General features: G+C 42.0%; 25 protein-coding genes. 4 read left to right on the plus strand and 21 right to left on the minus strand.

The window, feature by feature from the left end; all coding sequences use genetic code 11:
- Window positions 1-18 precede the first annotated feature (18 nt).
- Window positions 19-837, plus strand: coding sequence for a membrane protein insertase YidC (locus tag NST59_RS10920; RefSeq protein ID WP_039179784.1), 819 nt, complete (start codon window positions 19-21; stop codon window positions 835-837).
- A gap of 36 nt (window positions 838-873) precedes the next feature.
- On the opposite strand, the gene NST59_RS10925 is transcribed toward NST59_RS10920, so the two are convergent.
- Genes NST59_RS10925 through mce form a run of 4 tightly spaced genes read right to left on the minus strand, consistent with a single transcriptional unit; the run spans window position 874 to window position 4,369 of the window.
- Complete coding sequence (locus NST59_RS10925; RefSeq protein ID WP_039179788.1) at window positions 874-1,338, minus strand: chemotaxis protein CheW; 465 nt, start codon at window positions 1,336-1,338, stop codon at window positions 874-876.
- Window positions 1,339-1,352: 14 nt separating this feature from the next.
- Window positions 1,353-2,474: a tripeptidase T gene (locus NST59_RS10930; protein ID WP_073979640.1), complete on the minus strand. Its 1,122-nt coding sequence runs from the start codon at window positions 2,472-2,474 to the stop codon at window positions 1,353-1,355.
- A 16-nt stretch (window positions 2,475-2,490) separates the two neighbouring features.
- A complete protein-coding gene (locus tag NST59_RS10935; RefSeq protein WP_341040594.1) occupies window positions 2,491-3,954 on the minus strand; it encodes an acyl-CoA carboxylase subunit beta in 1,464 nt (487 codons plus the stop codon).
- Complete coding sequence (gene mce, locus NST59_RS10940; RefSeq protein WP_144494405.1) at window positions 3,947-4,369, minus strand: methylmalonyl-CoA epimerase; 423 nt, start codon at window positions 4,367-4,369, stop codon at window positions 3,947-3,949. The genes NST59_RS10935 and mce overlap by 8 nt, the downstream gene beginning before the upstream one ends.
- Before the next feature lie 101 nt (window positions 4,370-4,470).
- Between mce and prli42 the strand changes: the two genes are divergently transcribed.
- The gene (prli42, locus tag NST59_RS10945; protein ID WP_149126490.1) at window positions 4,471-4,563 is read left to right on the plus strand and encodes a stressosome-associated protein Prli42; all 93 of its coding nucleotides are present in this window, start codon (window positions 4,471-4,473) and stop codon (window positions 4,561-4,563) included.
- 38 nt (window positions 4,564-4,601) lie between these two features.
- Here prli42 and NST59_RS10950 read toward each other — a convergent pair whose 3' ends face one another.
- The 6 genes from NST59_RS10950 to NST59_RS10975 form a co-directional block, all read right to left on the minus strand.
- On the minus strand, window positions 4,602-5,111 hold the full coding sequence (locus NST59_RS10950; RefSeq protein ID WP_041106809.1) for a L,D-transpeptidase: 510 nt from the start codon (window positions 5,109-5,111) through the stop codon (window positions 4,602-4,604).
- A gap of 52 nt (window positions 5,112-5,163) precedes the next feature.
- A complete protein-coding gene (locus NST59_RS10955) occupies window positions 5,164-6,117 on the minus strand; it encodes an aromatic acid exporter family protein (RefSeq protein ID WP_024422917.1) in 954 nt (317 codons plus the stop codon).
- A gap of 120 nt (window positions 6,118-6,237) precedes the next feature.
- A complete protein-coding gene (locus tag NST59_RS10960; RefSeq protein ID WP_144491427.1) occupies window positions 6,238-6,960 on the minus strand; it encodes an amino acid ABC transporter ATP-binding protein in 723 nt (240 codons plus the stop codon).
- Window positions 6,953-7,609, minus strand: a complete 657-nt coding sequence (locus NST59_RS10965; protein ID WP_039179807.1) for an amino acid ABC transporter permease — start codon at window positions 7,607-7,609, stop codon at window positions 6,953-6,955. Before NST59_RS10965 ends, NST59_RS10960 begins: the two co-directional genes overlap by 8 nt.
- Window positions 7,610-7,723: 114 nt before the next feature.
- Complete coding sequence (locus tag NST59_RS10970; RefSeq protein ID WP_024422920.1) at window positions 7,724-8,488, minus strand: transporter substrate-binding domain-containing protein; 765 nt, start codon at window positions 8,486-8,488, stop codon at window positions 7,724-7,726.
- A 195-nt stretch (window positions 8,489-8,683) separates the two neighbouring features.
- Window positions 8,684-9,121, minus strand: coding sequence for a BrxA/BrxB family bacilliredoxin (locus NST59_RS10975; protein WP_024428021.1), 438 nt, complete (start codon window positions 9,119-9,121; stop codon window positions 8,684-8,686).
- 169 nt (window positions 9,122-9,290) lie between these two features.
- Between NST59_RS10975 and NST59_RS10980 the strand changes: the two genes are divergently transcribed.
- The gene (locus NST59_RS10980) at window positions 9,291-10,184 is read left to right on the plus strand and encodes a YegS/Rv2252/BmrU family lipid kinase (protein WP_058838015.1); all 894 of its coding nucleotides are present in this window, start codon (window positions 9,291-9,293) and stop codon (window positions 10,182-10,184) included.
- Window positions 10,185-10,197: 13 nt separating this feature from the next.
- Here the strand turns inward: NST59_RS10980 and NST59_RS10985 are convergent, their stop codons facing one another.
- The 9 genes from NST59_RS10985 to NST59_RS11025 all read right to left on the minus strand — a co-directional run bounded on the left by NST59_RS10985 (window position 10,198) and on the right by NST59_RS11025 (window position 20,616).
- The gene (locus NST59_RS10985) at window positions 10,198-10,491 is read right to left on the minus strand and encodes a YesK family protein (protein WP_039179818.1); all 294 of its coding nucleotides are present in this window, start codon (window positions 10,489-10,491) and stop codon (window positions 10,198-10,200) included.
- Between the two features lie 66 nt (window positions 10,492-10,557).
- On the minus strand, window positions 10,558-11,811 hold the full coding sequence (locus NST59_RS10990; protein WP_144491426.1) for a dihydrolipoamide acetyltransferase family protein: 1,254 nt from the start codon (window positions 11,809-11,811) through the stop codon (window positions 10,558-10,560).
- A gap of 19 nt (window positions 11,812-11,830) precedes the next feature.
- The gene (locus NST59_RS10995) at window positions 11,831-12,814 is read right to left on the minus strand and encodes an alpha-ketoacid dehydrogenase subunit beta (protein WP_024422925.1); all 984 of its coding nucleotides are present in this window, start codon (window positions 12,812-12,814) and stop codon (window positions 11,831-11,833) included.
- Window positions 12,815-12,826: 12 nt separating this feature from the next.
- Entirely contained in the window at window positions 12,827-13,819 is a 993-nt protein-coding gene (locus tag NST59_RS11000) for a thiamine pyrophosphate-dependent dehydrogenase E1 component subunit alpha (protein ID WP_039179824.1), read from the minus strand.
- A gap of 17 nt (window positions 13,820-13,836) precedes the next feature.
- On the minus strand, window positions 13,837-15,261 hold the full coding sequence (lpdA, locus tag NST59_RS11005; RefSeq protein WP_144491425.1) for a dihydrolipoyl dehydrogenase: 1,425 nt from the start codon (window positions 15,259-15,261) through the stop codon (window positions 13,837-13,839).
- Window positions 15,251-16,372 carry a butyrate kinase gene (buk, locus tag NST59_RS11010; RefSeq protein WP_395941848.1) on the minus strand — a complete coding sequence of 374 codons (1,122 nt, stop codon included), beginning with the start codon at window positions 16,370-16,372 and terminating at the stop codon, window positions 15,251-15,253. The genes lpdA and buk overlap by 11 nt, the downstream gene beginning before the upstream one ends.
- Before the next feature lie 33 nt (window positions 16,373-16,405).
- Window positions 16,406-17,500, minus strand: a complete 1,095-nt coding sequence (gene bcd / locus NST59_RS11015) for a branched-chain amino acid dehydrogenase (RefSeq protein WP_144516067.1) — start codon at window positions 17,498-17,500, stop codon at window positions 16,406-16,408.
- Between the two features lie 26 nt (window positions 17,501-17,526).
- Complete coding sequence (gene yqiS / locus NST59_RS11020; RefSeq protein WP_047202267.1) at window positions 17,527-18,420, minus strand: phosphate butyryltransferase; 894 nt, start codon at window positions 18,418-18,420, stop codon at window positions 17,527-17,529.
- Window positions 18,421-18,543: 123 nt separating this feature from the next.
- On the minus strand, window positions 18,544-20,616 hold the full coding sequence (locus NST59_RS11025; RefSeq protein ID WP_039179835.1) for a sigma-54 interaction domain-containing protein: 2,073 nt from the start codon (window positions 20,614-20,616) through the stop codon (window positions 18,544-18,546).
- A 149-nt stretch (window positions 20,617-20,765) separates the two neighbouring features.
- On the opposite strand from NST59_RS11025, the gene NST59_RS11030 reads away from it, so the two are divergent.
- Window positions 20,766-21,002: a DUF2627 domain-containing protein gene (locus tag NST59_RS11030; protein ID WP_144516069.1), complete on the plus strand. Its 237-nt coding sequence runs from the start codon at window positions 20,766-20,768 to the stop codon at window positions 21,000-21,002.
- A gap of 33 nt (window positions 21,003-21,035) precedes the next feature.
- On the opposite strand, the gene NST59_RS11035 is transcribed toward NST59_RS11030, so the two are convergent.
- The gene (locus NST59_RS11035; protein WP_048239245.1) at window positions 21,036-21,773 is read right to left on the minus strand and encodes a glycerophosphodiester phosphodiesterase; all 738 of its coding nucleotides are present in this window, start codon (window positions 21,771-21,773) and stop codon (window positions 21,036-21,038) included.
- A 228-nt stretch (window positions 21,774-22,001) separates the two neighbouring features.
- Window positions 22,002-23,102 (minus strand): Rap family tetratricopeptide repeat protein, encoded by a 1,101-nt coding sequence (locus tag NST59_RS11040; RefSeq protein ID WP_039179845.1) that lies wholly within the window; start codon window positions 23,100-23,102, stop codon window positions 22,002-22,004.
- Window positions 23,103-23,423 lie beyond the last annotated feature (321 nt).

Consider the following 23,423-nt stretch of genomic DNA (forward strand, 5'->3'; position numbering starts at 1 on the left):
TCATGAGGAGGAAACGAATTGAAACGTTTATTGACTGTTTTTACGACTTTATGTTTGATGATGATTGCGTCACCTGCATTTGCAGCGAGTGCGCAAACGAATACGAGCTCTGATGGGTTTTTCCATCATTATTTTGTTCAGCCTTTTTCTGAGCTGATCATTTGGCTTGCGAACTTCTTTCATGATGATTATGGTTTATCGATTATGTTCGTCACCTTGATTGTCCGCCTGCTGATTTTCCCACTTTTTGCGAATCAATTTAAGAAGCAAAGAGTCATGCAGGAAAAAATGGCATTGGTGAAGCCTCAGATTGACCAAATACAAAACAAATTGAAGAAAACGAAAGAACCTGAAAAACAAAAAGAACTGCAAATGGAAATGATGAAAGTATATAAAGAGAACAATGTGAATCCGCTTGCCATGGGCTGTCTGCCGATGCTGATTCAAATTCCAATTGTTCTTGGCTTTTACTCAGCAATCCGCTCAACACCTGAGATCGCAACTCATACGTTCTTATGGTTTAACTTAGGACAAACCGATTTATTGGTGGCGATTTTTGCAGGGGCTATGTATTTCTTACAATTTTATGTCACGCAAAAATATGCGAAGCAATCAGGCACCCAGACAGAGGCTGCGCTGAAGCAGGCGAAAGTAATGGGCATGATTTTCCCAATCATGATGCTGTTTCTTTCAATTAATGCACCCGCTGCTCTTCCTTTATACTGGATGACAAGCGGACTACTACTCACGATTCAAACGATTATTTTAAATGTCATGTACCAAAAATCAAAAACGAAAGCTGCGGCTAACGAACAAGCCAAACCAGCTGCTGAATAAAAATAAACCCCTTATCTAAAGATAAGGGGCTTTTCATTATGCCAATTCTTCTTTCAACCGGTCTGGCAATTGATCGAGGTCCTCAATTTTCCCAAGGAACTTATTTGGGTCCACTTGTAAAATCATTTTGTTTTCTCTCTCAACAACGCCGAAGAAATATTCAGAGGCCTTCGTGTTCATATGAAATGGCTTGATCTCGCTTTGCTCGATATCGATAATATCTTTTGCATCTGAGACAAGACAGCCAATCATTTGATCGTTTACTTCAAATAGCAGCACCTTTGACTGCTCGTTTACATCAAGAGGCTTTCCGTGAAGCATCACACCTGTGTCACTGACAGGAATGACCTCTCCTCTTAATGACATCAGCCCTTTAATTTCTTTTGGAAGGTTCGATACTTCTTGTAAGTAAGGGACCTTTTCAATCGAACGAATATGCTCTACACTGATGCCAAACTCCTCTTGCCCCACCTGAAAAATAATAATCTTTTGCGCGCTCACAGAGTCTCCTGCCTTTACGATGGATTTGTCGTTTCTTCGATAATGGCGAGAACCATTTCAGCTGTTTTGACTAATTCTTCAATCGGCATTTTCTCATTTTTCGTATGAATATCTTCATATCCAACAGCTAGGTTGACAGTTGGGACGCCGTTGCCTGCAATGACGTTTGCATCACTGCCTCCGCCGCTCGTCTGCAGTTCTGAAGGACGGCCAATTTTTGCTGCCGCTTTTTTCGCCACTTCTACGACTTGATCGCCGTGTGAGAATTTGAAGCCTGGATACATGATGTCAATTTGTACATCGGCACTTCCGCCCATTTCTTTAGCGGTTTTTTCAAAGGCTTCTTTCATCTTCGCTACTTGAGCTTCCATTTTTGCTGGCTCTAAAGAGCGTGCTTCCGCCAAAATATCGACTTGATCGCACACAATATTCGTTTGTGTTCCGCCTTCAAAACGGCCGATATTCGCCGTAGTTTCTTCATCAATTCGGCCAAGTGGCATGCTGGCAATTGCTTTAGATGCAATAGTAATCGCAGACACACCTTTTTCAGGCGCGACACCTGCGTGAGCGGTTTTTCCGTAAATCGTTGCGCGTACTTTTGCCTGTGTTGGTGCAGCTACGATAATCGTACCAACCTTGCCATCTGAATCAAGGGCATAGCCGTATTTCGCTGTCATCAAATTTGGGTCTAAAGCTTTTGCTCCAACAAGTCCTGATTCCTCGCCTGCTGTGATCACAAATTCAATCTTCCCGTGCGGTAAATTTTTCTCTTTCAGCACACGGATCGCTTCAAACATAGCAGCAAGTCCAGTTTTATCGTCAGCACCAAGAATGGTTGTTCCATCTGTTTTCACATAGCCGTCCTCAATGACTGGTTTTACGCCATTTCCCGGTACCACTGTATCCATATGAGAAGTGAAATAAATCGTATCTGCCTCTTGGTTCCCTTCTAATGTGCAGACAAGGTTGCCTGCACCGTGGCCTGTTGCCGCTTTTGAATCGTCTTCAACCACTTTAAGACCAAGCTGCGAGAATTTTTCTTTTAATACTTCAACAATTTTCTCTTCGTGTTTTGTTTCTGAATCAACCTGAACTAATTCTAAAAATTCGTCTAGTAAGCGTTTTTCATTGATCATGATGATGCTCCTCCTCTTATAGCGGCATGTTGCCATGCTTTTTTAACGGTCTATCTTCTTCCTTACTGCGAAGCAAATCAAATGAGCGGATCAATCGCTCTCTCGTTTCAGCTGGCATAAAAATATCGTCTATCAGACCTGCCTGGGCCGCTTTCCATACACTTGGTTTGTTTTCAGACTCGCGCGAAGCAGGATGAACAATTTCGTCTGCGAACGTTTTCCCCATGACATCAATTTCGGCCTCTGGCCATGCATAAACAAAGTCAGCGCCTAAGCCCTTGCTATTCATCGCGACATAAGCACCGCCAAACGCCTTTCTTAAAATCACAGTGATTTTGGGAACGGTTGCTTCAGCATACGCATATAAAAGCTTTGCACCGTGGCGGATAATTCCTGCATGCTCAGCTTTCTCCCCTGGTAAAAAACCAGGAACGTCCACAAGGGTTAAGATCGGAATATGAAACGCATCACAAAATCGAATAAACCTGGCCGCTTTATCGGCAGCATCAAGATCAAGGCTGCCTGCCAGCACCTTTGGCTGATTGGCAACTACACCAATGGAGGCTCCTTGTAATCTGGCAAAACCTGTGACAATATTTTTTGAGAAACAAGGCTGCGTTTCAAAGAATGAGTCTGGATCGGTTATTGCTGTCACCACTTGTTTGACATCATAGGTGCGTGATGGATTCTTTGGCAGAATTCTGCCTGGATCGGCGGAATCGTGCTTTCGTGCCCCAGCGCGTGTGACAGCCTGTTGTTTCGTTTGTATGTACGTTAAAAGAGTTCGAACCGCTTTTAACACGTCCTTCTCATCTTTCCCAGTATAGTGCACATTCCCGCTTGTCTGATGCTGAACACTTGCACCGCCAAGACGGTCAGGACAGACCGTTTCTCCTGTTGCTTTTTCTATTACTTTCGGACCAGTTAAAAACATATGAGCTGTTTGCTCTGTCATGAAGACAAAATCAGTCAATGCAGGAGAATAGACTGCACCTCCAGCACATGAACCTAAAATAACAGATATTTGCGGGATTCGACCAGAGTACAGCACATTCCGTTTAAAAATCTGTCCGTATCCTTCTAATGATACCACACCCTCTTGAATTCTCGCACCACCTGAGTCTTTTAGACCGATGACCGGCATCTGATTTTTAGCGGCCAGATCCATTAAAGCGGCAATTTTCTTCGCATGCATTTCGCCTAATGAGCCCCCATATACTGTTGCATCTTGTGCATAAACACATACTGGTTTTCCATGAATGAGTCCCGTTCCAATGACGACACCGTCTCCAACATGCTCTGACAGATCGCCTGTTGCAAATGACTGAATTTCCATCAAGCTGCCCTCGTCAAGAAGTTCATGAAGCCGCTCTCGAGCCATCAGCTTTCCTTTGTTCTTGTGAACCGCTGCTCGTTTTTCGCCGCCACCCATTAACGCTTTCTTCCGCCATTCAGACAAGTCATTGAACGATTCATTCATCACTATGTTTCTCTCCTTTCAAGGACTCGCACAATTCAAATAACACACCTGACGTTTCTTTAGGTGAAATAAATGCAATTTGCTTTCCGCTGGCGCCCATCTGTGCTGTTTTTTGGAGAAGCTGCACGCCAAGGTGATCGAGACGGCTAAGATCAGCCTGAATGTCACCCGACTTTAGCGCAATATGATGAAGCCCCTCTCCTCTTTTTGTTAAGAAATTATGTAGTTTACTGCGGGCTGAGATTGGCTCAATTAATTCAATGTGCAGATCATCAAGTGAAGCGAAGGACGCTTTAATCTCCTGCTCAGGAATCTCCTGTATGTCTGAAAAATGCCAATTAAATAGCTGATGAAGCGTTTGAGATGTTTCTTTAATAGAAAAGACGGCAATGGCAATATGATCGATTTGTGTCATCCGTTCACTTCCTTTGCTGATCACTTGTCGCATATGAAAAAACCAGATAAAATAAAGACAACTGCGCTTGTCGCAAAAATCTTCGGTTATAGGGGTGCGATATGTCTCAAAAATTCATGAAATTTATGGTATTGCTTATGATTAGCCTGCTGTTAGTTTCTTCACTTTTAGCAGGAGCAGCAGCCTTTTTATAAGGATTGAATAAAAGCAGACAAGCAGGTGATTCGGGATATCAACGAATGGCCTGTTTGTCTTTGGCAAGCGTTTCAAAGGAAGCACTTGATTTTGTAATCCATACCTTTGTTCCAATTGGAAGCTGATCAAACAGCAGCTCTACATCTTGATTATGAAGTCTCACACAGCCTGCCGTGATAAATTTCCCAATCGAAGTTTCATCACTTGTTCCATGAATTCCATAGGTTCTGCCATCTGTTCCTCGTGCATCAAATCCAATCCATCTTCGTCCAAGAGGATTATTCTTCGCACCGCCTTCAATATTTTTTCTTCTGTAATAGGGATCTTTCGCTTTGATCATAATGGTAAATTCACCTTCTGGCGTTAAATCTGCTGTTTTTCCTGTAGAGGCAGGATATACTTTTTGAATTTTCCCTTGATCAATAAAGGCAAGTTCATTTGTTTGTTTATTAATAATGACAAATGGGTCACCTGGCAGCGGGTTTTGCCCAAGCGGCCAGATAGGTGAAAGGGACATGGTCAGTACGGTATAAAATAAAAGACGCATAGGCTCCTCCTTTTTCATTAGATTGACCAATGAAGGAGGAACTCATGCGTCTCTATTCTTTCATCCCTTTAAAATAGCTTTTCAGTACTAAATATTGTTCCATTTCACCGAGGAAATGAAAGAGTGCCGCTCTTGCCTCAAATTCTTCTCGTGTTTGCGGGAGCGGAAGTGCGTCGAATTCTTCTTTCATATCAATGAGACGTCTTAAAAACTTATGCGCTGTGTTCCCTGGGTGAATATGTTCGCGTAAGTCTCTAATGTATTCTGCAATGATTTGTCCATGCTCCGTTGTGACGGAAATCGACGTAATTTTGGGCAGCACACGCTCAATGATTTCAAATTGCTTTTGTCTCATGTTGAAATAATGATAATACAGGTTTTCATGTCTTAATACATGGTTTTCAACATCACGATATGCGAGAGCTTTTGCTTCTTTAATCAATTGATGTGTCTCTGGTATTTCTTTTCCTGTCCAGTCTTGCTTCCCTGTCATTAAGTATTGCTCGATTTCCTCAAAAATTTTAGCAAAGTTGGCTTCAATTTGTTCGCTGTAGCGTTTGAGCTTTTTATCAACACTAGGCATATATAGGTTCATAATCAGCGCTACCCCAACACCAATGGTAATCAGCAGCAGTTCATTCCAAATGAGATGCAGGGTAATCCCGCCAGACATGTATAAATGGAGAATGATGACTGAACTTGTGACAATTCCTTCTTTAATTCGAAGCAGAACCGTTGTTGGAATAAAGACAAGCAGCATCAAACCGATCACAAAAGGATGATACCCGATCAGATCGAAAAATAAATAAGAAAATAAAATAGCGAGACTGCATGCTGCAAAGCGGGCTCCCGATGCTAAGAGGGATCTTTTCTTTGTGACCTGAATACACAGGATCGTAATAATCCCGGCAGCTGAATAATTTTGCAAGCCAAGCAATTGTGCAATATAAATAGCGATCGCTGTTCCTAATGCTGTTTTCAGCGTTCGGTAGCCGATTTTAAACATGATGTGATTCACTCTTTTCTGTCTTGTTTCCATTCACTTTTGTGAAATGATGAACTTTTTTTACTTTCCCCATTATAATCAAAAAAAGAAGGAGATGTTAAGTCTCCTTCCCTTTTTTCTTTATAATATTTTTTGTAAGAAGTCTTGCGCACGCTGTGAAGACGGTGATTCAAAAAATTGTACAGGGTTTGCATCCTCTACAATTTTCCCGTCATCCATAAAGATCACACGGTCAGCCACTTCTTTTGCAAAGCCCATTTCATGTGTGACGATGACGAGTGTCATTCCAGATTGAGCCAGCTCTTTCATGACCTCTAATACTTCCTTGACCATTTCTGGATCTAGGGCAGACGTTGGTTCGTCAAACAGCATAATGTCTGGTGTCATTGCAAGCGCACGTGCAATCGCCACACGCTGCTTTTGACCGCCGGACAAACGGTTCGGGAAATCATCTTTTTTCTCTAGAAGCCCTACCTTTTTGAGCAGGTCTTCAGCTTGCTTGATGCTGTCTGCCTTCGATTGATTCTTCACATTCATTGGCGCATACGTAATATTTTCCAGCACGGTTTTATGCGGGAACAGATGGAAATGCTGAAATACCATTCCGATGTTCTCACGCACTTTTAGTGCATTCGTTTTTGGATTGGTGATTTCGGTGTCCTTAATTGTTATTACACCGGAAGTCGGCTTTTCAAGTAAGTTGATGCAGCGGAGGAAGGTCGATTTTCCTGAACCAGATGGTCCAATAACCGCAACAACTTCCCCTTCTTTAATGGTCGTGTCGATCCCCTTTAAAACTTCGTTTTTACCAAAAGATTTTGTGAGTTTCTCTATTTTAATCATTTGATTTTAACTTCCTTTCCACCGATTTGCCGACAAAGGTGAGAACAAGCACGATGACATAATAGATAAGACCCGCAAAAATAAGCGGTTCAAGATAATTATACGTGACGGCCCCAGCTTGATAGGCTCGTCTCATGACATCACCCAGTCCGATGACTGTTACAATCGCTGATTCTTTTGTCAGTGTAATCGTTTCATTCACAAGTGCAGGTGAAATATTTTTAAACGCCTGCGGAAGCAATAAGTCCTTCATCATTTTAGCATAAGGGATGCCTAAAGCAACGGCTGCTTCTTTTTGACCTTTATCGATGGCATTAATACCCGCACGAATAATTTCAGATACGTATGCCGCCGAGTTGAGTGAAAATGCCGCTACAGCAGCCCAGTATTGATCGATTTGGAACCCAAGAAGCTGAGGCAAACCAAAATAAATAATGAGCAATTGAAGCACAAGCGGTGTGCCTCGGAAAATTGACGTATAAAAGTCTGCAATCCAAATGAGCGGTTTAAACACACTAATTTTACAAAGCGTTAATAAAATTCCTAAGATAAATCCAAGGAAAAGGGATACCACTACAATAGAAAGCGTGACCTTAAGCCCTTCTAAAATAAAGGGCATCTGAGGTATTACATCTTTAAAATCAAACATGACATTCTCCTTTTTTTTGCCTTCATACAAAACAGGAAAAAAGTTCAACACGAGTTGAACTTTTCAGCGCTTTTCTACTTGATTTTCTTGAATGACGCTGATCCTTTTCCTGACTTACTTTTCATCAGCAAACCATTTTTTAATTAATTTATCAAGTTCACCATTATCTTTCATTTCTTTTAATGATTTATTAAACTTCGCTGTTAAGTCGCTATTTTTCTTGAATGCAATGGCTGAACCTTCGTTTGAGCTGTTCAATCCAAATGCTTGGAAGTCTTTTTCCTTTTTCAAGTAACCAGCAGCTACTTTATCTTCAATAATTGCTGCATCAAAACGGCCTGCTTTGATCTCTTGAATGATATCAGAAATTTTATTACGGTCTTCAACTGTAAGGTTATATTTCTTTTGCAATCCATTTGCTTCATCTTGTTGAATAGAACCTAATTGAACGCCGACTGTTTTATCTTTTAAATCTTTCTCTGCTTTAATACCGCTAGATTTCTTTGATACAACCAAGTTTTTAGCATTGTAATAAACATCAGAGAAATCAACTTGTTTTTTACGTTTTTCTGTAGGTGTCATTCCTGCAAGGACAATATCAGCTTTGTTTGTTTTAAGGGCTGATACAAGGCTAGCAAAGTCCATATCTTGAATTTCTAGCTTGTAGCCGTTCTTTTTCGCTAGTGCTGTTGCAAGATCTACATCAAAACCGACAATTTTATCTCCGTCTTTTGATTCAAATGGCGGATAATCTGCTGATGTCGCCATCACGAGTGTTTTGTCATCTCCTGATGCGTTTGAATTATTAGAAGAAGTTCCGCATGCTGCGAGTGCAGCTGCAAGACCAGCTGTCATAAGTAATAATAACCACTTTTTCATATGATGATGCCTCCCAGTATTTAAAATCATGTATTGATTTGAATATTTATTCACTATAATGTATTTTAAACACTTTCTTTTTAAGATGCAATAGTATTTTGCTAAAATTATTTTGATTCTATTGTCTTATAAAAAAAAAAGCAGACCGATCTAAAGACCGGACTGCTTTATATTTATTCATTCAAAAGTCATATGTTAGATTTCTTCGCAATGCTCATCAAAAGCAGCTTGTAGTTTTGACACGACTTCCATTGGCTCGTGCCCTTCAATTTCATGACGCTCGACCATTTTGATGATTTTTCCATCTTTTAATAAGGCAAAAGATGGTGAAGATGGCGGGAAGCCTTCAAAGTATTCACGAGCTCTTGCTGTTGCCTCTTTGTCTTGCCCAGCAAACACTGTCAGCAATTGATCTGGACGCTTATCGTAATGAACAGAATAGCCAGCAGCTGGTCTTGCAATACCGCCTGCACAGCCGCATACTGAATTCACCATGACAAGTGCCGTTCCTTTTTTAGTCAGTGCTTCGTCTACTTCTTCAGCTGACGTGAGCTCAGTGTAGCCTGCCTGCTTAATTTCTTCTCTCGCTTGTTTTACAATATCATTCATAAATAAATTAAAATCAATATTCATGTCCGTCCACTCCTTTTGCGTACCAAAACCATTTTAAATCCATCATATCAAGGAAAACGCCTGCGGGCAAATGTGTTGTCTTATCCATCGCCTCTTTTTCCGAACATCGTTTATGAGCTGTCAAATTGGGGAAAAGTGATGATAAAGAGATGAAAGGGAGAACTGCGTGATGGCACAATTCAAAAAAGCGATGCTCATTTATAATGGAAATGCTGGACAAAAAAACATGGAAAAAACACTCGGTCAAACAGTGCCTCTTCTTTCTCTACATATTGATGAACTCATTCTTAAACCAACAAAGCAGCCAAATGATGCTTATAATTTCTGCCGTCATATTGATGAGACGGTGGAATTGCTCATCATATTAGGCGGAGATGGTACCGTGCATGAATGTATGAACGGTATTGGCGGCTTAGAAAAAAGGCCCGCTGTAGCGATATTACCAGGCGGGACATGCAATGATTTTTCTAGAACACTTGGTATTCCTCAACAGATGCAAAAAGCCGCTCAAATGATTGTAGACGGCAAAGAGAAAAAGGTCGACTTAATCAAAGCAGAAGATCGATACGTGTTAAACTTTTGGGGAATTGGGCTGATCGCAGACACGTCCAACAACATTAACGATAAGGAAAAAGCCGTACTCGGTAAAATCAGCTACTTCACAAGTGCCCTGCGCACACTGCAGCAAACAGATCCTTTTCACGTACGGATTGAGACCGAAGAGGAAAGCTGGGAAGAGGAAGCAGTCATCGTTCTTGTCATGAATGGACATTTTATCGGTACAAATAAAATTGATTTGCCTAATGCATCCATTGATGATGGAAAAGCTGAAATCTTAATTTGCAGAAATACAAGTTTCTCTGCTTTAAAAGAAATTTTCTCAATGAACCGGGAAGAGCTGGAGGATTTCACCGGCGATCTGTCTCTCATTCAAGCGTCCAGTATTCGTATCCACACAAAAGAGGAAATGGATGCTGATACGGATGGTGAGGTTTATATGAAGGCTCCCTCATCTTTAGAAGTGTTAAAACAGCATTTGACCTTTATTGTTCCAGCAGAATAAAAAAAGCCCGACATCATTTTGATTCGGGCTTTTTTTTGATATAGCGTCTGTATAAATATTCAAGTGCATATCCGAGAAGTGTACCGGCGAGAAGTGATATTCCTAAAAAGCTATTGGCTGCTCCTTTGAAGCCACCGACAATCAGCAGACAGTACACGATTTGAATGATTGAAACGATCGATATGATAAGCAGTAATCGTTCAGGATGATTGCGTGATTTAGAAATGTACCGCAGAAAAGCGAAGGCAATCGCTGTGATAAACATGAGACCAATCGTTAGAAAAGCAAAAAAATCTAGTCCAGACATATCATCGCTCCTTTCTCCTAGATGTGGAAATCCCCCTCTCATGCCGGGAGGGGGAAAATGATTGTTTTAATAAACAGATGTCTGCTCGTCGATGCCTTCAAGGATTTGTTTAATTCGCTGAAGGAATCTGCCGCATACAAGACCATCTAGTACTCTGTGATCTAATGAAAGACAAAGATTGACCATGTCTCTTGCCGCAATCATTCCGTTTACTATCATTGGACGCTTCACGATCGATTCTACTTGTAAAATCGCCGCTTGCGGATAATTAATGATTCCCATTGATTGTACTGAACCAAATGATCCCGTGTTGTTGACAGTGAATGTACCGCCTTCCATATCACTTTGCTTGAGCGTTCCTTGTCTCACCTTAGACGCCAGCTCATGAATTTCTTTGGCGATGCCCTTAATGGTCTTTTCATCCGCATCCTTAATGACTGGAACAAAAAGCGCGTCATCTGTAGCGACAGCAATCGAAACATTGATCGCTTTCTTCTGCACAATTTTATCTCCAGCCCACATACTGTTCATTTCAGGGAATTCCTTTAAGGCCTGAGCCACTGCTTTGACAAAGAACGCAAAGAACGTCAAGTTAAAGCCTTCTTTTGCTTTAAACTGATCCTTCAGCTGATTTCTTCTTGTCACTAGATTTGTCACATCGACTTCCATCATCGTCCATGCATGCGGAATTTCATGTTTGCTTCTCAGCATATTGGCCGCAATTGCCTGCCGGATCGGCGTGACTGGCAGCTCAACATCACCAGGCATGGAAGGGATGGCAGGAGCCGCTTTTGCTTGAGTCGGCTGCGCAGGCTCCGGTTGAACAGCACGTTCATTGACAGGTGCTGTCTTCTCTTTGACGCCGCCGTTTTCAATAAGCTGCAGCAAATCTTTTCTAGTAATTCGGCCGCCTGCTCCCGTACCTTGAACAGCTGCTAAATCAATGCCATTCTCATCTGCTAAACGAAGAACGGCTGGAGAGTAACGTTTCTTTTGACTTTGATTCTCATTTGTTTGATCTGCTTCAGGCGCTTTGCTTTGCTCAGGTGCTGCTTCTTTCTCGCTCTGCTGCTCGCTTCCTTCAACTTCAATTTCACAGAACACTTCTCCTACTTGCAGCGTTTCGCCTTCCTCAGCCGATAGTTTTGTAATTGTTCCTGTAAAAGAAGACGGGACTTCTGCGTTCACTTTATCCGTCATGACTTCCGCAATCGGATCGTATTTATTCACATGATCGCCAGGTGAAACGAGCCATTTGCTAATAGTTCCTTCTGTTACACTTTCACCTAGCTGAGGCATTTTCATTTGTTCAATTGCCACTTTGAAACCCTCCTCTTTCTTAAAACGCTGCTAGCTCTCTCATTTCAGCTTCTACCTTATCCGGGTTGACCATGAAGAATTTCTCCATTGTCGGCGCATAAGGCATTGCCGGAATATCTGGTCCTGCCAGGCGTTTGATTGGTGCGTCTAAATCAAATAAGCAATGCTCCGAAATGATTGCCGCAACCTCACTCATGATGCTGCCTTCTTTTGTATCTTCCGTTAACAGAAGCACTTTCCCTGTTTTAGAAGCCGCTTCTATAATCGCTTCCTGATCAAGCGGGTACACTGTTCTCAAATCGAGAATATGAGCGGAAATACCGTCTTTTGCAAGGCGGTCTGCTGCTTGCAGCGCAAAATGCACACAAAGGCCATATGTAATGACCGTGATATCATCGCCTTCACGTTTCACATCTGCTTTTCCAATCGGAAGAGTGTAATCCTCTTCAGGCACTTCTCCCTTAATAAGGCGGTATGCACGTTTATGTTCAAAGAACAATACAGGATCTGGATCACGCACTGCAGCCTTTAAAAGACCTTTGACATCATAAGGTGTAGAAGGCATCACAATCTTCAAACCAGGCTGGTTAGCAAAAATCGCTTCGACCGATTGTGAATGATAAAGTGCCCCGTGTACTCCGCCTCCGTATGGTGCGCGGATGACCATTGGACAGCTCCAATCATTATTTGATCGGTATCTAATTTTTGCAGCCTCTGAAATGATTTGGTTGATTGCAGGCATAATGAAATCCGCAAATTGCATTTCTGCAATTGGGCGCATTCCATACATCGCTGCCCCAATACCTACACCAGCAATGGCTGATTCTGCAAGAGGTGTATCCATGACGCGCGCTTCTCCAAATTGCTCGTAAAGACCCGCTGTCGCTTTAAATACGCCGCCTTTTTTCCCGACATCCTCTCCGAGCACAAACACTTTCGGATCTCGTTCCATTTCTTCTTTCATCGCCAGTGTAATGGCGTCTATATATGACATAACAGGCATTTTTCTTCCCCCTTACTCCGCATACACGTAACGAAGTGCGCTTTCTGCCTCAGCATAAGCTGCGTTTTCCGCTTCATCAGTGGCTTCGTTTACGATTTGCATGATTTCTTTTGTCATCTCTTCTTTCATTTCAGAAGTCATGACGTTTCCTTCGATTAAATACGTTTCATATTGGATGAGCGGATCTTTCTTTCTTGCTTCGAGCACTTCTTCTTTTTCTCGATAGCTTGAGTCATCGTCATCACTTGAATGCGCAGTTAAACGGTAAGAGATTGTTTCAATCAATGTCGGGCCTTCGCCTCTAGCCGCACGGTCTCTCGCTTCTTTGACAGCAGCATATACTTCAAGCGGATCATTTCCATCTACAGTTACGCCAGGCATCCCATATCCAATCGCACGATCTGAAATGCGTTCACAAGCCACTTGTTTGTCATATGGCACGGAAATCGCGTACTTATTGTTTTCACACATGAAAATAACAGGCAGTTTATGCACAGCAGCGAAGTTAGCGCCTTCGTGAAAATCTCCTTGGTTTGATGAGCCTTCACCGAACGTGACAAAGCTGACAAAGTTTTTCTGCTCTAATCGTCCAGCAAGGGCAATTCCCACCGCGTGAGGAACCTGCGTTGTGACAGGTGAAGATCCGGTCACAATTCGATTTGCTTTTTGTCCAAAATGCCCCGGCATTTGTCTTCCGCCTGAGTTTGGATCGTCTTGTTTTGCGAAACCAGACATCATTAAATCTTTTGCTGTCATCCCAAAAGCAAGGACAACCCCCATATCACGATAGTAAGGTAAGACGTAATCTTCTTCTCTATTAAGGGCAAATGCAGCACCGACTTGCTGCGCTTCTTGCCCTTGACAAGAAATGACGAATGGAATTTTCCCTGAACGGTTTAAAAGCCACATCCGTTCATCGATTTTTCTTGCTAGAAGCATTGTTCTATATATATCAATTGCTTGTTCATCTGATAATCCTAATTCCTGATGACGCATGTTACTCATCATGTTTCCCTCCTTGATTAAAAATGGATCGCCTTCCCGTCAACAGCAAGGGCTGCCTCGCCAATCGCCTCTGATAAGGTCGGATGCGGGTGTATCGTCTGTCCCACTTCCCATGGGGTTGCATCAAGTACTTTGGCTAATCCAGCTTCAGATATCATATCTGTTACATGAGGACCAATCATATGAATTCCTAAAATATCATCTGTCTTTTGATCGGCAATGATTTTGACGAATCCATCAGACTCCCCGTACACAAGCGCTTTTCCAATCGCCATAAATGGGAATTTCCCTATTTTGACTTCAAAGCCCTGCTCTTTTGCCGCCTGTTCAGTGAGTCCAACACTAGCGGTTTCTGGGTGAGAGTAAACACATTTAGATACGAGCGTTTCATCGAGCGGCTTTGGATCTTTCCCAGCCATATGTTCAACAGCAATCATACCTTCGTGGGAAGCGACATGTGCCAGCTGAAGCCCGCCAATGACATCTCCTATTGCGTAAATATGCGATTCTTTCGTTTGATAATGTTCATTCACGACAATGCCTTGTTTTTCGGTTTGGATGTCCGTGTTTTCAAGACCTATGCCCTCGATATTAGGTACTCTGCCGACTGAAAGAAGGAGTTTTTCCGCTTCAAACGTCTGAATGTCTCCATCCTTTTCCGCTTGAATTGTCACGAGATTTTCCTGCTTTTCTACGCTCTCTGGCAGTACCTTCGCATTTGTAACAAAGGTGATGCCTTTTTTAGATAATAGATTTTCCATTTCTTTAGAAATGTCATGATCCTCTGTTGGCAAAATGCGGTCTGCAAACTCAATCACAGTGACGTTCACACCAAAATCATTGAGCATAGACGCCCACTCGATTCCGATCACTCCACCTCCGACAATGAGCATCGACTGCGGAAGCTCTGGCAGTTCAAGTGCATCATCTGATGTGAGGATGTGAGTTCCATCTGCTTCAAGCCCTGGCAGCACCCGCGGTCTTGATCCTGTTGCAATAATGACCTGCTTTGGAATGAGCATTTCATTTTCCTCTCCATTTGCCATTTCTACGGAGATCGTTCCTGGCATTGGCGAAAAGATAGATGGGCCAAGAATACGGCCAATTCCTTCATATACATCAATTTTCCCTTGTTTCATTAAGTGTTTGACGCCGCCTGCTAGTTTTTCGACAATCTCTGTTTTTCTTTTCTGCACACTCGCAAATTGCAAGGCAATGCCGCCTGCCTCAACACCAAAATCAGCTGCGCGTTTGACGGTTTGATATACTTCTGCACTTCTGAGCAGCGCTTTAGACGGAATGCAGCCTTTATGAAGACATGTTCCGCCGAGCTTTTCTTTTTCTACAACTGCTGTTTTCAATCCAAGCTGTGAGGCACGGATGGCTGCTACATAGCCGCCTGTGCCTCCACCAAGAATGACGAGGTCATATTCAGTTGCCATGACTTGTCACTCCTTTCTTTTCCTGTTGATCATTTGGGTATTCTTTCGGTGATTCTTCTTCTTTTAAAATACGAAGCGCACCTTCCGCTAACGATTGCAGCTCATTTTCACCTGGATACACGACAACATCTGAAATCCAGTCAATATAGCCGCGAATACTTGATGTAATTTGTTTGCTGTACGCAAGTCCGCCTGTTAATACAATGACGTCAACTGCTCCTTTTAAAACAGTGCTAGCCGCACCAATTTCCTTGGCAATCTGATAGCACATTGCTTCATAAATGAGCGCCGCACGCTCATCACCTGCTTCAATCATGCGTTCCACTTTTACAGCGTCTGTCGTGCCAAGATAGCCCGCTAGCCCGCCTTCACCAATAATGCGTTTGAGCATTTCCTCTTGGGTATACTCACCCGAAAAACAAAGATTTACAAGATCACCTGTCGGCAAGGTTCCCGCACGCTCAGGACTGAAAGGACCTTCGCCATGCAGACCGTTATTGACATCGATGACTTTCCCTTTTTCATGAACACCAATGGTGATACCGCCGCCCATATGAGTAATAATCATGTTTAAATCTTCGTAACTTTTTCCAAAAGAAGCCGCTGTTTTTCTTGCGACCGCTTTTTGATTTAATGCATGAAAGATGCTTTTTCTTTCGATCGTTGGCAGCCCTGAAATACGAGCAATTGGCTTTAGTTCATCCACCACAACTGGATCGACAATAAAAGCTGGGATATTCAGGCCAAGTGCAATTTCTCTCGCGATGATTCCGCCGAGATTGGATGCGTGCTGGCCGGCATATCCTTCTTTTAGATCTTTCACCATTTGCTCATTGACTTCATATGTGCCTCCTTCAATCGGACGAAGGAGACCGCCGCGCGCGCAAACTGCATCAAACTTTGAGATATTCATCCCCTGTTCATGCAGTGTTTTCAAAATGGTTTCTTTGCGGAAAGAAAATTGATCAATGATATGAGGAAACGACTTTAATTCCTCATCTGTATGTCTAAGTGTCGTTTCAAAAATAGAACGTTCATTATGAAACACACCAATTTTTGTTGAAGTAGAGCCAGGATTAATCGTGAGAATACGCCATTCTTTTGTCAGCAAAAACAAAACCTCCGTTTCAACTCATTCTTCCAATTAGCGACGACTTAAAATATGTTGACCATTTTGCAAGAATTGACTTCTTGATTTGCGCATTCTTTCAATTCGCTCTTCAGCCAATCGGTCTGCCGCTTTATAAGTTGGAATGGCATCACGGTTTGAAATTTCAATCACACGTTCAATATTTTGATAAATGCCTTCGACTTTTTTCATCGCACGATCTGCATTATAGCCATAAAGCTCATCAGCCACGTTAATCACACCGCCTGCATTAATCACATAGTCAGGAGCATATACAATCCCCATTTCATGGATAAGGTCTCCGTGATGCGTTTCTCTTAGCTGGTTATTTGCAGCACCTGCAATCACTTTTGCTTTTAACTTAGGAATGGTTACATCGTTAATGGTTGCACCAAGTGCGCACGGTGCATAAATATCACATGCTTGATCATAAATATCGTCAGGATCGACTGCTTTTGCGCCGAAGTCTTCAACAGCTCGCTTGACAGATTCTTTGTTGATATCTGTGACAATAAGCTGTGCGCCTTCTTCGTGCAGATGTTTACACAGATTGTAGGCCACATTTCCAACACCTTGGACAGCAATTGTTTTTCCTTCTAATGAATCTGTACCGAAAGCAGCTTTGGCAGCGGCTTTCATCCCTTTATATACACCGTAAGCAGTGACTGGAGACGGATTTCCGGATGAACCAAATGCAGGAGAGATCCCTGTGACAAAATCGGTTTCTTCATGAATGAGGTCCATGTCTTCTACCGTTGTACCGACATCTTCCGCTGTAATATAGCGGCCATTCAGCCCTTGAATGTAACGTCCAAAGGCACGGAACATTTCTTCGTTTTTGTCTTTTCTCGGGTCACCGATGATCACTGTTTTTCCGCCGCCAAGATTAAGTCCTGCTGCCGCGTTTTTATAAGTCATTCCTCTTGCTAGACGCAGTGCATCCTCAATAGCTGCTTCTTCGTTTTCATACGTCCACATTCTCGTTCCGCCTAGTGCAGGTCCAAGTGTTGTATCATGAATCGCAATAATCGCTTTTAAGCCAGACTGCTCATCCTGACAAAATACAAGCTGTTCATAATCGTATCGTTCCATATATTTAAAAAGTTCCATTGTGTTATTCCTCCTATTACTTCCGCTTAATTTGATGTACAGATGGCAAGCGCAATTGAATAAAGCTTACTTTCAGCTGAATCAGACCGGCTTGTTAAAGCAATCGGCGCCTTGGCTCCTGCCACCACAGCTCCCACCTTCGCATGTGCAAAGTAGATGAGAGATTTATAAAGAATGTTTCCTGCCTCAATTGTTGGCACAAGCAAAATATCTGCATGGCCGGCTACATCACTCGTAATATTTTTATGAGAAGCTGCCGTTTGAGAGATGGCATTATCTAAAGCAAGAGGCCCATCAATCAGGCATCCAGAAATTTGCCCCCGCCGATTCATTTGCGCAAGACTTGCCGCAGTTAAAGTTGAATCCATTGCCGGATTCACGACCTCGACCGCAGAGAGCACTGCAACCTTTGGCATGTCGTTTCCTACAGCTTGTGCTACTTGAACAGAATTGATCGTAATCTCTTTCAGCATATTTAAATCGGGCGCGATGTTCATCGCAGAATCCGTGACATAAATAAAGCGGTCAAAGCCCGGTACTTCGAATGCTGCGACATGTGATAGGACACTTGCTGTCCTGAGCCCATATTCTTTATTCAGTACCGCTTTTAAAAGAACGGCTGTCGGGACATGCCCCTTCATCAAAATATCTGCATGCTTCTCGCTCACTGCCTGCACGGCTATTTTGGCAGATTCTTCGGGAGAATCTGAATGAATAATATCTATCCAGTCCTCATCGATTTCATGCTGTTTCACTAGCTCCTTCAGGTTGCGTTTGTTCCCAACCAGGAGAAAGCGAGCGACCTTTCGCTTAATTGCCATCTTGATGGCATGAAGCACTTCTTCGTCTTCTGCATGAGCCACAGCCGCCGTTTTATTCTGCAGCTGGGCGGCTTTCATAATCAGATCGTCAAGCTTCATATATGCCCACCTTTCCTTGTGCTCGGTTCATGTTTTATATGCAAGTTCCGTGCCAGTTTGAAATGCAGTAAAATGAGGCAGTTTGCATGACATTCGTGCAACCTTTTGCAGTTTACATGCATTTTATTGCATGCTATCTTTTGCAAGTTGATATTTATCCATTTTATAGTAAAGGTTCCGTATGCTGATCCCTAACGTTTTCGCTGTTTTCGTGCGATTGAATTGATGCTTTTCAAGGGTTTGTTTAATCAGCTGCGCTTCAAATGCCTCAACAGCATCCGAAAGCGTCTCTCCCTCAAATTGACTGACAGCCAGTTCCTGGTGCTCTTTTTCTTCCTGATCTTCAGACTCCATGAAAGAAATATGCCCCTCATCAATCCATTCTTCTTGTGGGTTTAAAAAGATCATGGCTCGTCCAAGTACATTTTCAAGCTCTCTTACGTTTCCAGGCCACTTATATGATCGCAGTCTATGAAGCGCCTGTTCTGTTAACCCGCGCACGTTCCGTCCATAGTCTAAATTGATCTTTTGGATGAGACGTTTGCTTAACGAATCAATATCCTCAAGGCGCTGCCTTAGCGGCGGGATAGAGATCGGGTATCTGTTCATGCGATAATATAAGTCCTCTCTGAACTTTCCTTCCGCCATCGCTTTTTCAATATTGACATTTGTCGCCGTGATGACACGAACATCGACTGGTATGGCCTTTGTTCCGCCTACTCTTACAATTTCTTTCTCCTGCATGACGCGCAGCAGCTTCGCCTGTGTACTTGGCGTCATCTCACCAATTTCATCTAAAAAAATGCTGCCTTGATTCGCCTCTTCAAACAGTCCTTTTTTCCCGCCGCGCCTTGCACCAGAGAACGCTCCTTCTTCATAGCCAAAAAGCTCTGACTCTAAAAGGGTCTCAGATAAGGCTGCACAGTTGACCCGTACAAAGCGATTATATTTTCGGTCACTTTCATTGTGAATGGCGTGCGCAAACAGCTCTTTTCCAGTACCTGATTCTCCCCGGAGTAAAATGGTGGCTGGCGTTTTTGCGCCTAGCTTTGCCTGCTCAAGTGCCACAAGCATTTGCTCACTTTCTCCAATGATGTCTTCAAATGTGTACTTTGCTTCAAGTGTCCGGATAAGCTGCCTTGCTTTATTTAATTCATTCGTGAGTGATTGAATTTCTGATACGTCATGAATGACGCCGACACTGCCTTTTAAGATGCCATCAACGATGACTGGCGCTACGTTGACGATCACATCTTTTTTATTCGGCCCGACTTTCATTCTGACGCCTCGAACCGGTCTTCTTGTTTCAAGCACCTTCAAATGCATGCTTTCTCCTTCAGAAATATCTGCACCCGCTGGTTTCCCCACAACTTCTTTATCTGTTAATCCAGTCATTTTCGTATAAGCTCGGTTGATCAAGATCCCTTTTCCCTGCTCATCAACAACCGATATGGCTTCATCCGACGATTGAATGATCGCCTCCAGCATGGTTCGCACTTCTTTAAGGTTGGTTACTTCCTCCGCAAGCTCAACGGCATCTGTAATATCTTTAAAGATCGATAAAGCACCTAGCATTCTCCCCGCGTCATCAATAATTGGCAAACGCGTTGTGACAATTTGTATTTGCTGGTTCAGAAATTGTTTTTGATTAAATTCTGGCTCTCTCGATCTTAAAATGTCGGGAAGTTTTGTGTTTGGGATCACTTCTCGTATGTCGCGGCCAATCGCATCTTTTTGCGAACATCCAACCATTTTGGCCGCTGATCGATTAAACAGGACGACTTCTTCGTCCATGTTTATAAAAATCATCCCATCGTTCGTTGCATTAAAAATGCGGTCATGCTTATAGGTTTGTTCCTTTAATATTTGAATTAGCTGTTGTTTTTCTGACATTAATTCTGATATGACGTAAGCCATTGAACTTGGAACAATGACAGCATGCTCCGGCTTTTCTTCCATCAGCTCTTTCAGCACTGCTGAACTGCCCGTTGTTTCAATGATGATATCAATGTCATCTTTTATGTATTCTTTCCAATCCGTTGTCGTATCAATTCCATTCTTTTTCGCTTCTGCCATCCCCGGTGCCTCAAGATCAAGGTCGGCGATCGCAATGATTTGAATCATATTTGTTTTCAGCAATGTTTCTAGCAATGCTGATCCACCCTGTCCCGCACCGACAATCAAGACTCTCTGCATCCCGTTACCCCTTTATATGAAAAAATTTGCACACCATATTTTTCCGTTGCAAAAAATTGCACAACTCTTATATTACCACGTTTTCCTTTCTTGACAAAATATTTTTTGAATTAGACAATGGAAGTAAATGACGTTTAAGGGGACATTTGATGGGGAGAATACTTGCACTAGTGATTATTTTAATACCTGGCGCGCTTGCTGCAATTGGGATTAAGCTGCTGCGTGACACTGTTTTCGGCATCATCATTGCACCATTTCCATTTTTATGGCTGCAAGGAATTGCAGGGTTGTTATTTTTAGGGGGAGGTCTTTATGTAGTGGCTGGCTTTATTTTATATAGAGACCGTAAACAAAATAAAGTGACTGCTCGCTTTAAGCAGAGATAAAACGTGAAAAAAAGACCCGCTGATAGCAGGTCTTTATTTCATTTCTTCTCTTATTTTCACGGCCCGGTCAGGAAAATCAGTGAAAATGCCATCAACACCTAAGGAAAACATGTTTTTCATTTGCTTTTCACTGTTTACTGTAAACGGCCTGATCACTTGCTGAGATGCATGGAGAGCTGACACAACCTCTTTGGTCACGCCTGCACCCTTAATATTTGGATGATAGCCTCTTGCTGGTACTGTTTTTATATACATCTCCGGCTGATGAATCACATCCATTGTGAGAACAGCAAGTTCAACATGCGGCATCAGTTTGTGAAAAAGAGCTAAACTGCCGTGATGAAACGATGAAACAAGTACACGGTCTTCTATTTGAAAATGCTCGATTTGCTTTTTTACTTTCTCCTCGATACCTGGATATCGATAAATGGAGTTTTTCAGTTCAATATTAATGATCAATGATGATTGCTGCGTCACTAGCTCTAATACTTCCTCTAAAAGAGGAATGGATACAGCACCGGTTTCTTCATAAAAAGAATGACTCGCATCTCCCGCTTTTAATTCTTCATATGTATGGTCTTTCACTAAACCTTTCATATTCGTTGTCCTGTTCAGTTTCTCATCGTGAATGACAGCAAGTCTGCCGTCTTTCGTCAGCTGAACATCCAGCTCAATTCCGTCAGCTCCCGAATGGAGTGCATGTTCGAAGGCTATCATGGTGTTTTCAGGATAAATGCCTTTAAAGCCTCTGTGTGCAAAAATTTTCGTCATAGGTCACCTCTAAATATGATGCTTCCTTTCATTATGACGTGTCTTTTTTCGTTTTTCCAGTTTTGAGCACATAAAAAAAACCTCTTCTGATTCGCATGAAGAGGTTGACAGATAAATTCGATCACGTAATCGCTCTGATGGCTTGCTCTGTCGTCTCTGCGTCAAGAGCAAAAAGGGAAGAAACAACTGCGACTGCTGTAACAACGGTTACACCTAACAACAACTTTTTCATAAGATAACCTCCACTTTCTTTTGAAGTATTTGTGCATCGAATTTCTTTTCAAGAAAACGAATGGCATTTTGATAATCATTTCGTTCCTTGAAGTATTTCGATATTTGTTCAGACAAATCCTCAAGCTCCACATATAATCTATTTTTTTCTATGTAGTCTAATTTTTCAGAGAATACGTCTGCTGCCCCACTATTCTCGCACATCAAATCCAAAATTTCAAATTTTACTATATATTCATTATTTTGGATATCGCAGCTATACAAAATACCCTCTTTAATATATTCCCTCGCCTCTTGATCTCCTAGATGCACTAAGGCGTTTGCCAGAACATATAAAGATTGGATGTAATAATGACTATTGTCACGGTGAATTTGAATGCCCATTCCTTTTTTTGCATAATGTGCGCTTTTTTCATAATCATGCTTTGCATAATAAAGAACAGCTAAATTGTGATAGCATTTCCCAATCAGCACTTCATTGTTAATGCGCTTACTTTTCTCAAGTGCTTCTTGATACTTCTCCTCTGCTTCATCGAATTGGAACAAATCAATACAATTACTTGCATGTAAAATCAAGCTGTCAATTGCCTGCGCTGTATACTCTTCATGTGCTTTGAATGTATCGATGGCTTTTTTAATATGATTAATGGATATGAAGTTTTGTTTCAGTTCGTAATAAATTGAAGCAACCTTATGGTGAAAAGTTCCTACTTCAAGGTCTTCATTCACACGTTTTAGCCGCTGTTCTGCAATTTTGTAAAAACTAATAGCTTCATCATACTTTTTCACATATGCAGCATATTGGCCTTTGTAAAAGTAAAAATAAAAATTAATAATGTCATCTGCCTTCTCATCGAGCGTTCCGACACTTTTCATAATTTGATTGGCTTTTTCAATATTTCCAAGTAACATTTCATGTCTGCCGTCAACAAGCTGATAATAAAGGAGAACTTCACGGTCTTCATCTGTATTTTTTAGCAAATTCTGAATTTTCTCTTTATAGATAGCAGATTTTTCTAAGTCATTCTGAGAAATGACCCTCGTCCACTTGCTAATTTCGTTCGCTACCTCAGCAGAGTGGATTTTCAGCTTTCCCATAACCTCACCCTCTTCTTTTCATTATTATAGCATAGTAAAAGAATGTGAAAATTATTAAATTCGACAATGGGAATATTCAGTTCAAATGGCACAATCTCTAAGAAGCCAGTGACTTTAAAACGCCAATCAATCAGGTCAATAGAAATAGAACTTTCGATCTCGTTTGCTTTAATTACCATTTCCATAAGACCTTTTCCTCTCATCCTTTTTCTTACGAATGAGCGTTTTCTTCTTCTATTTTGAAGACTTCATGATCGATTGGCGCAGCTGATTACCACTACTTTATGTCTTTTTTATTTTTTTCATGCTTTATTTTTCATT

Source organism: Bacillus sp. FSL R5-0439 (assembly GCF_038008805.1).
Taxonomy (GTDB): Bacteria; Bacillota; Bacilli; order Bacillales; family Bacillaceae; genus Bacillus; species Bacillus safensis.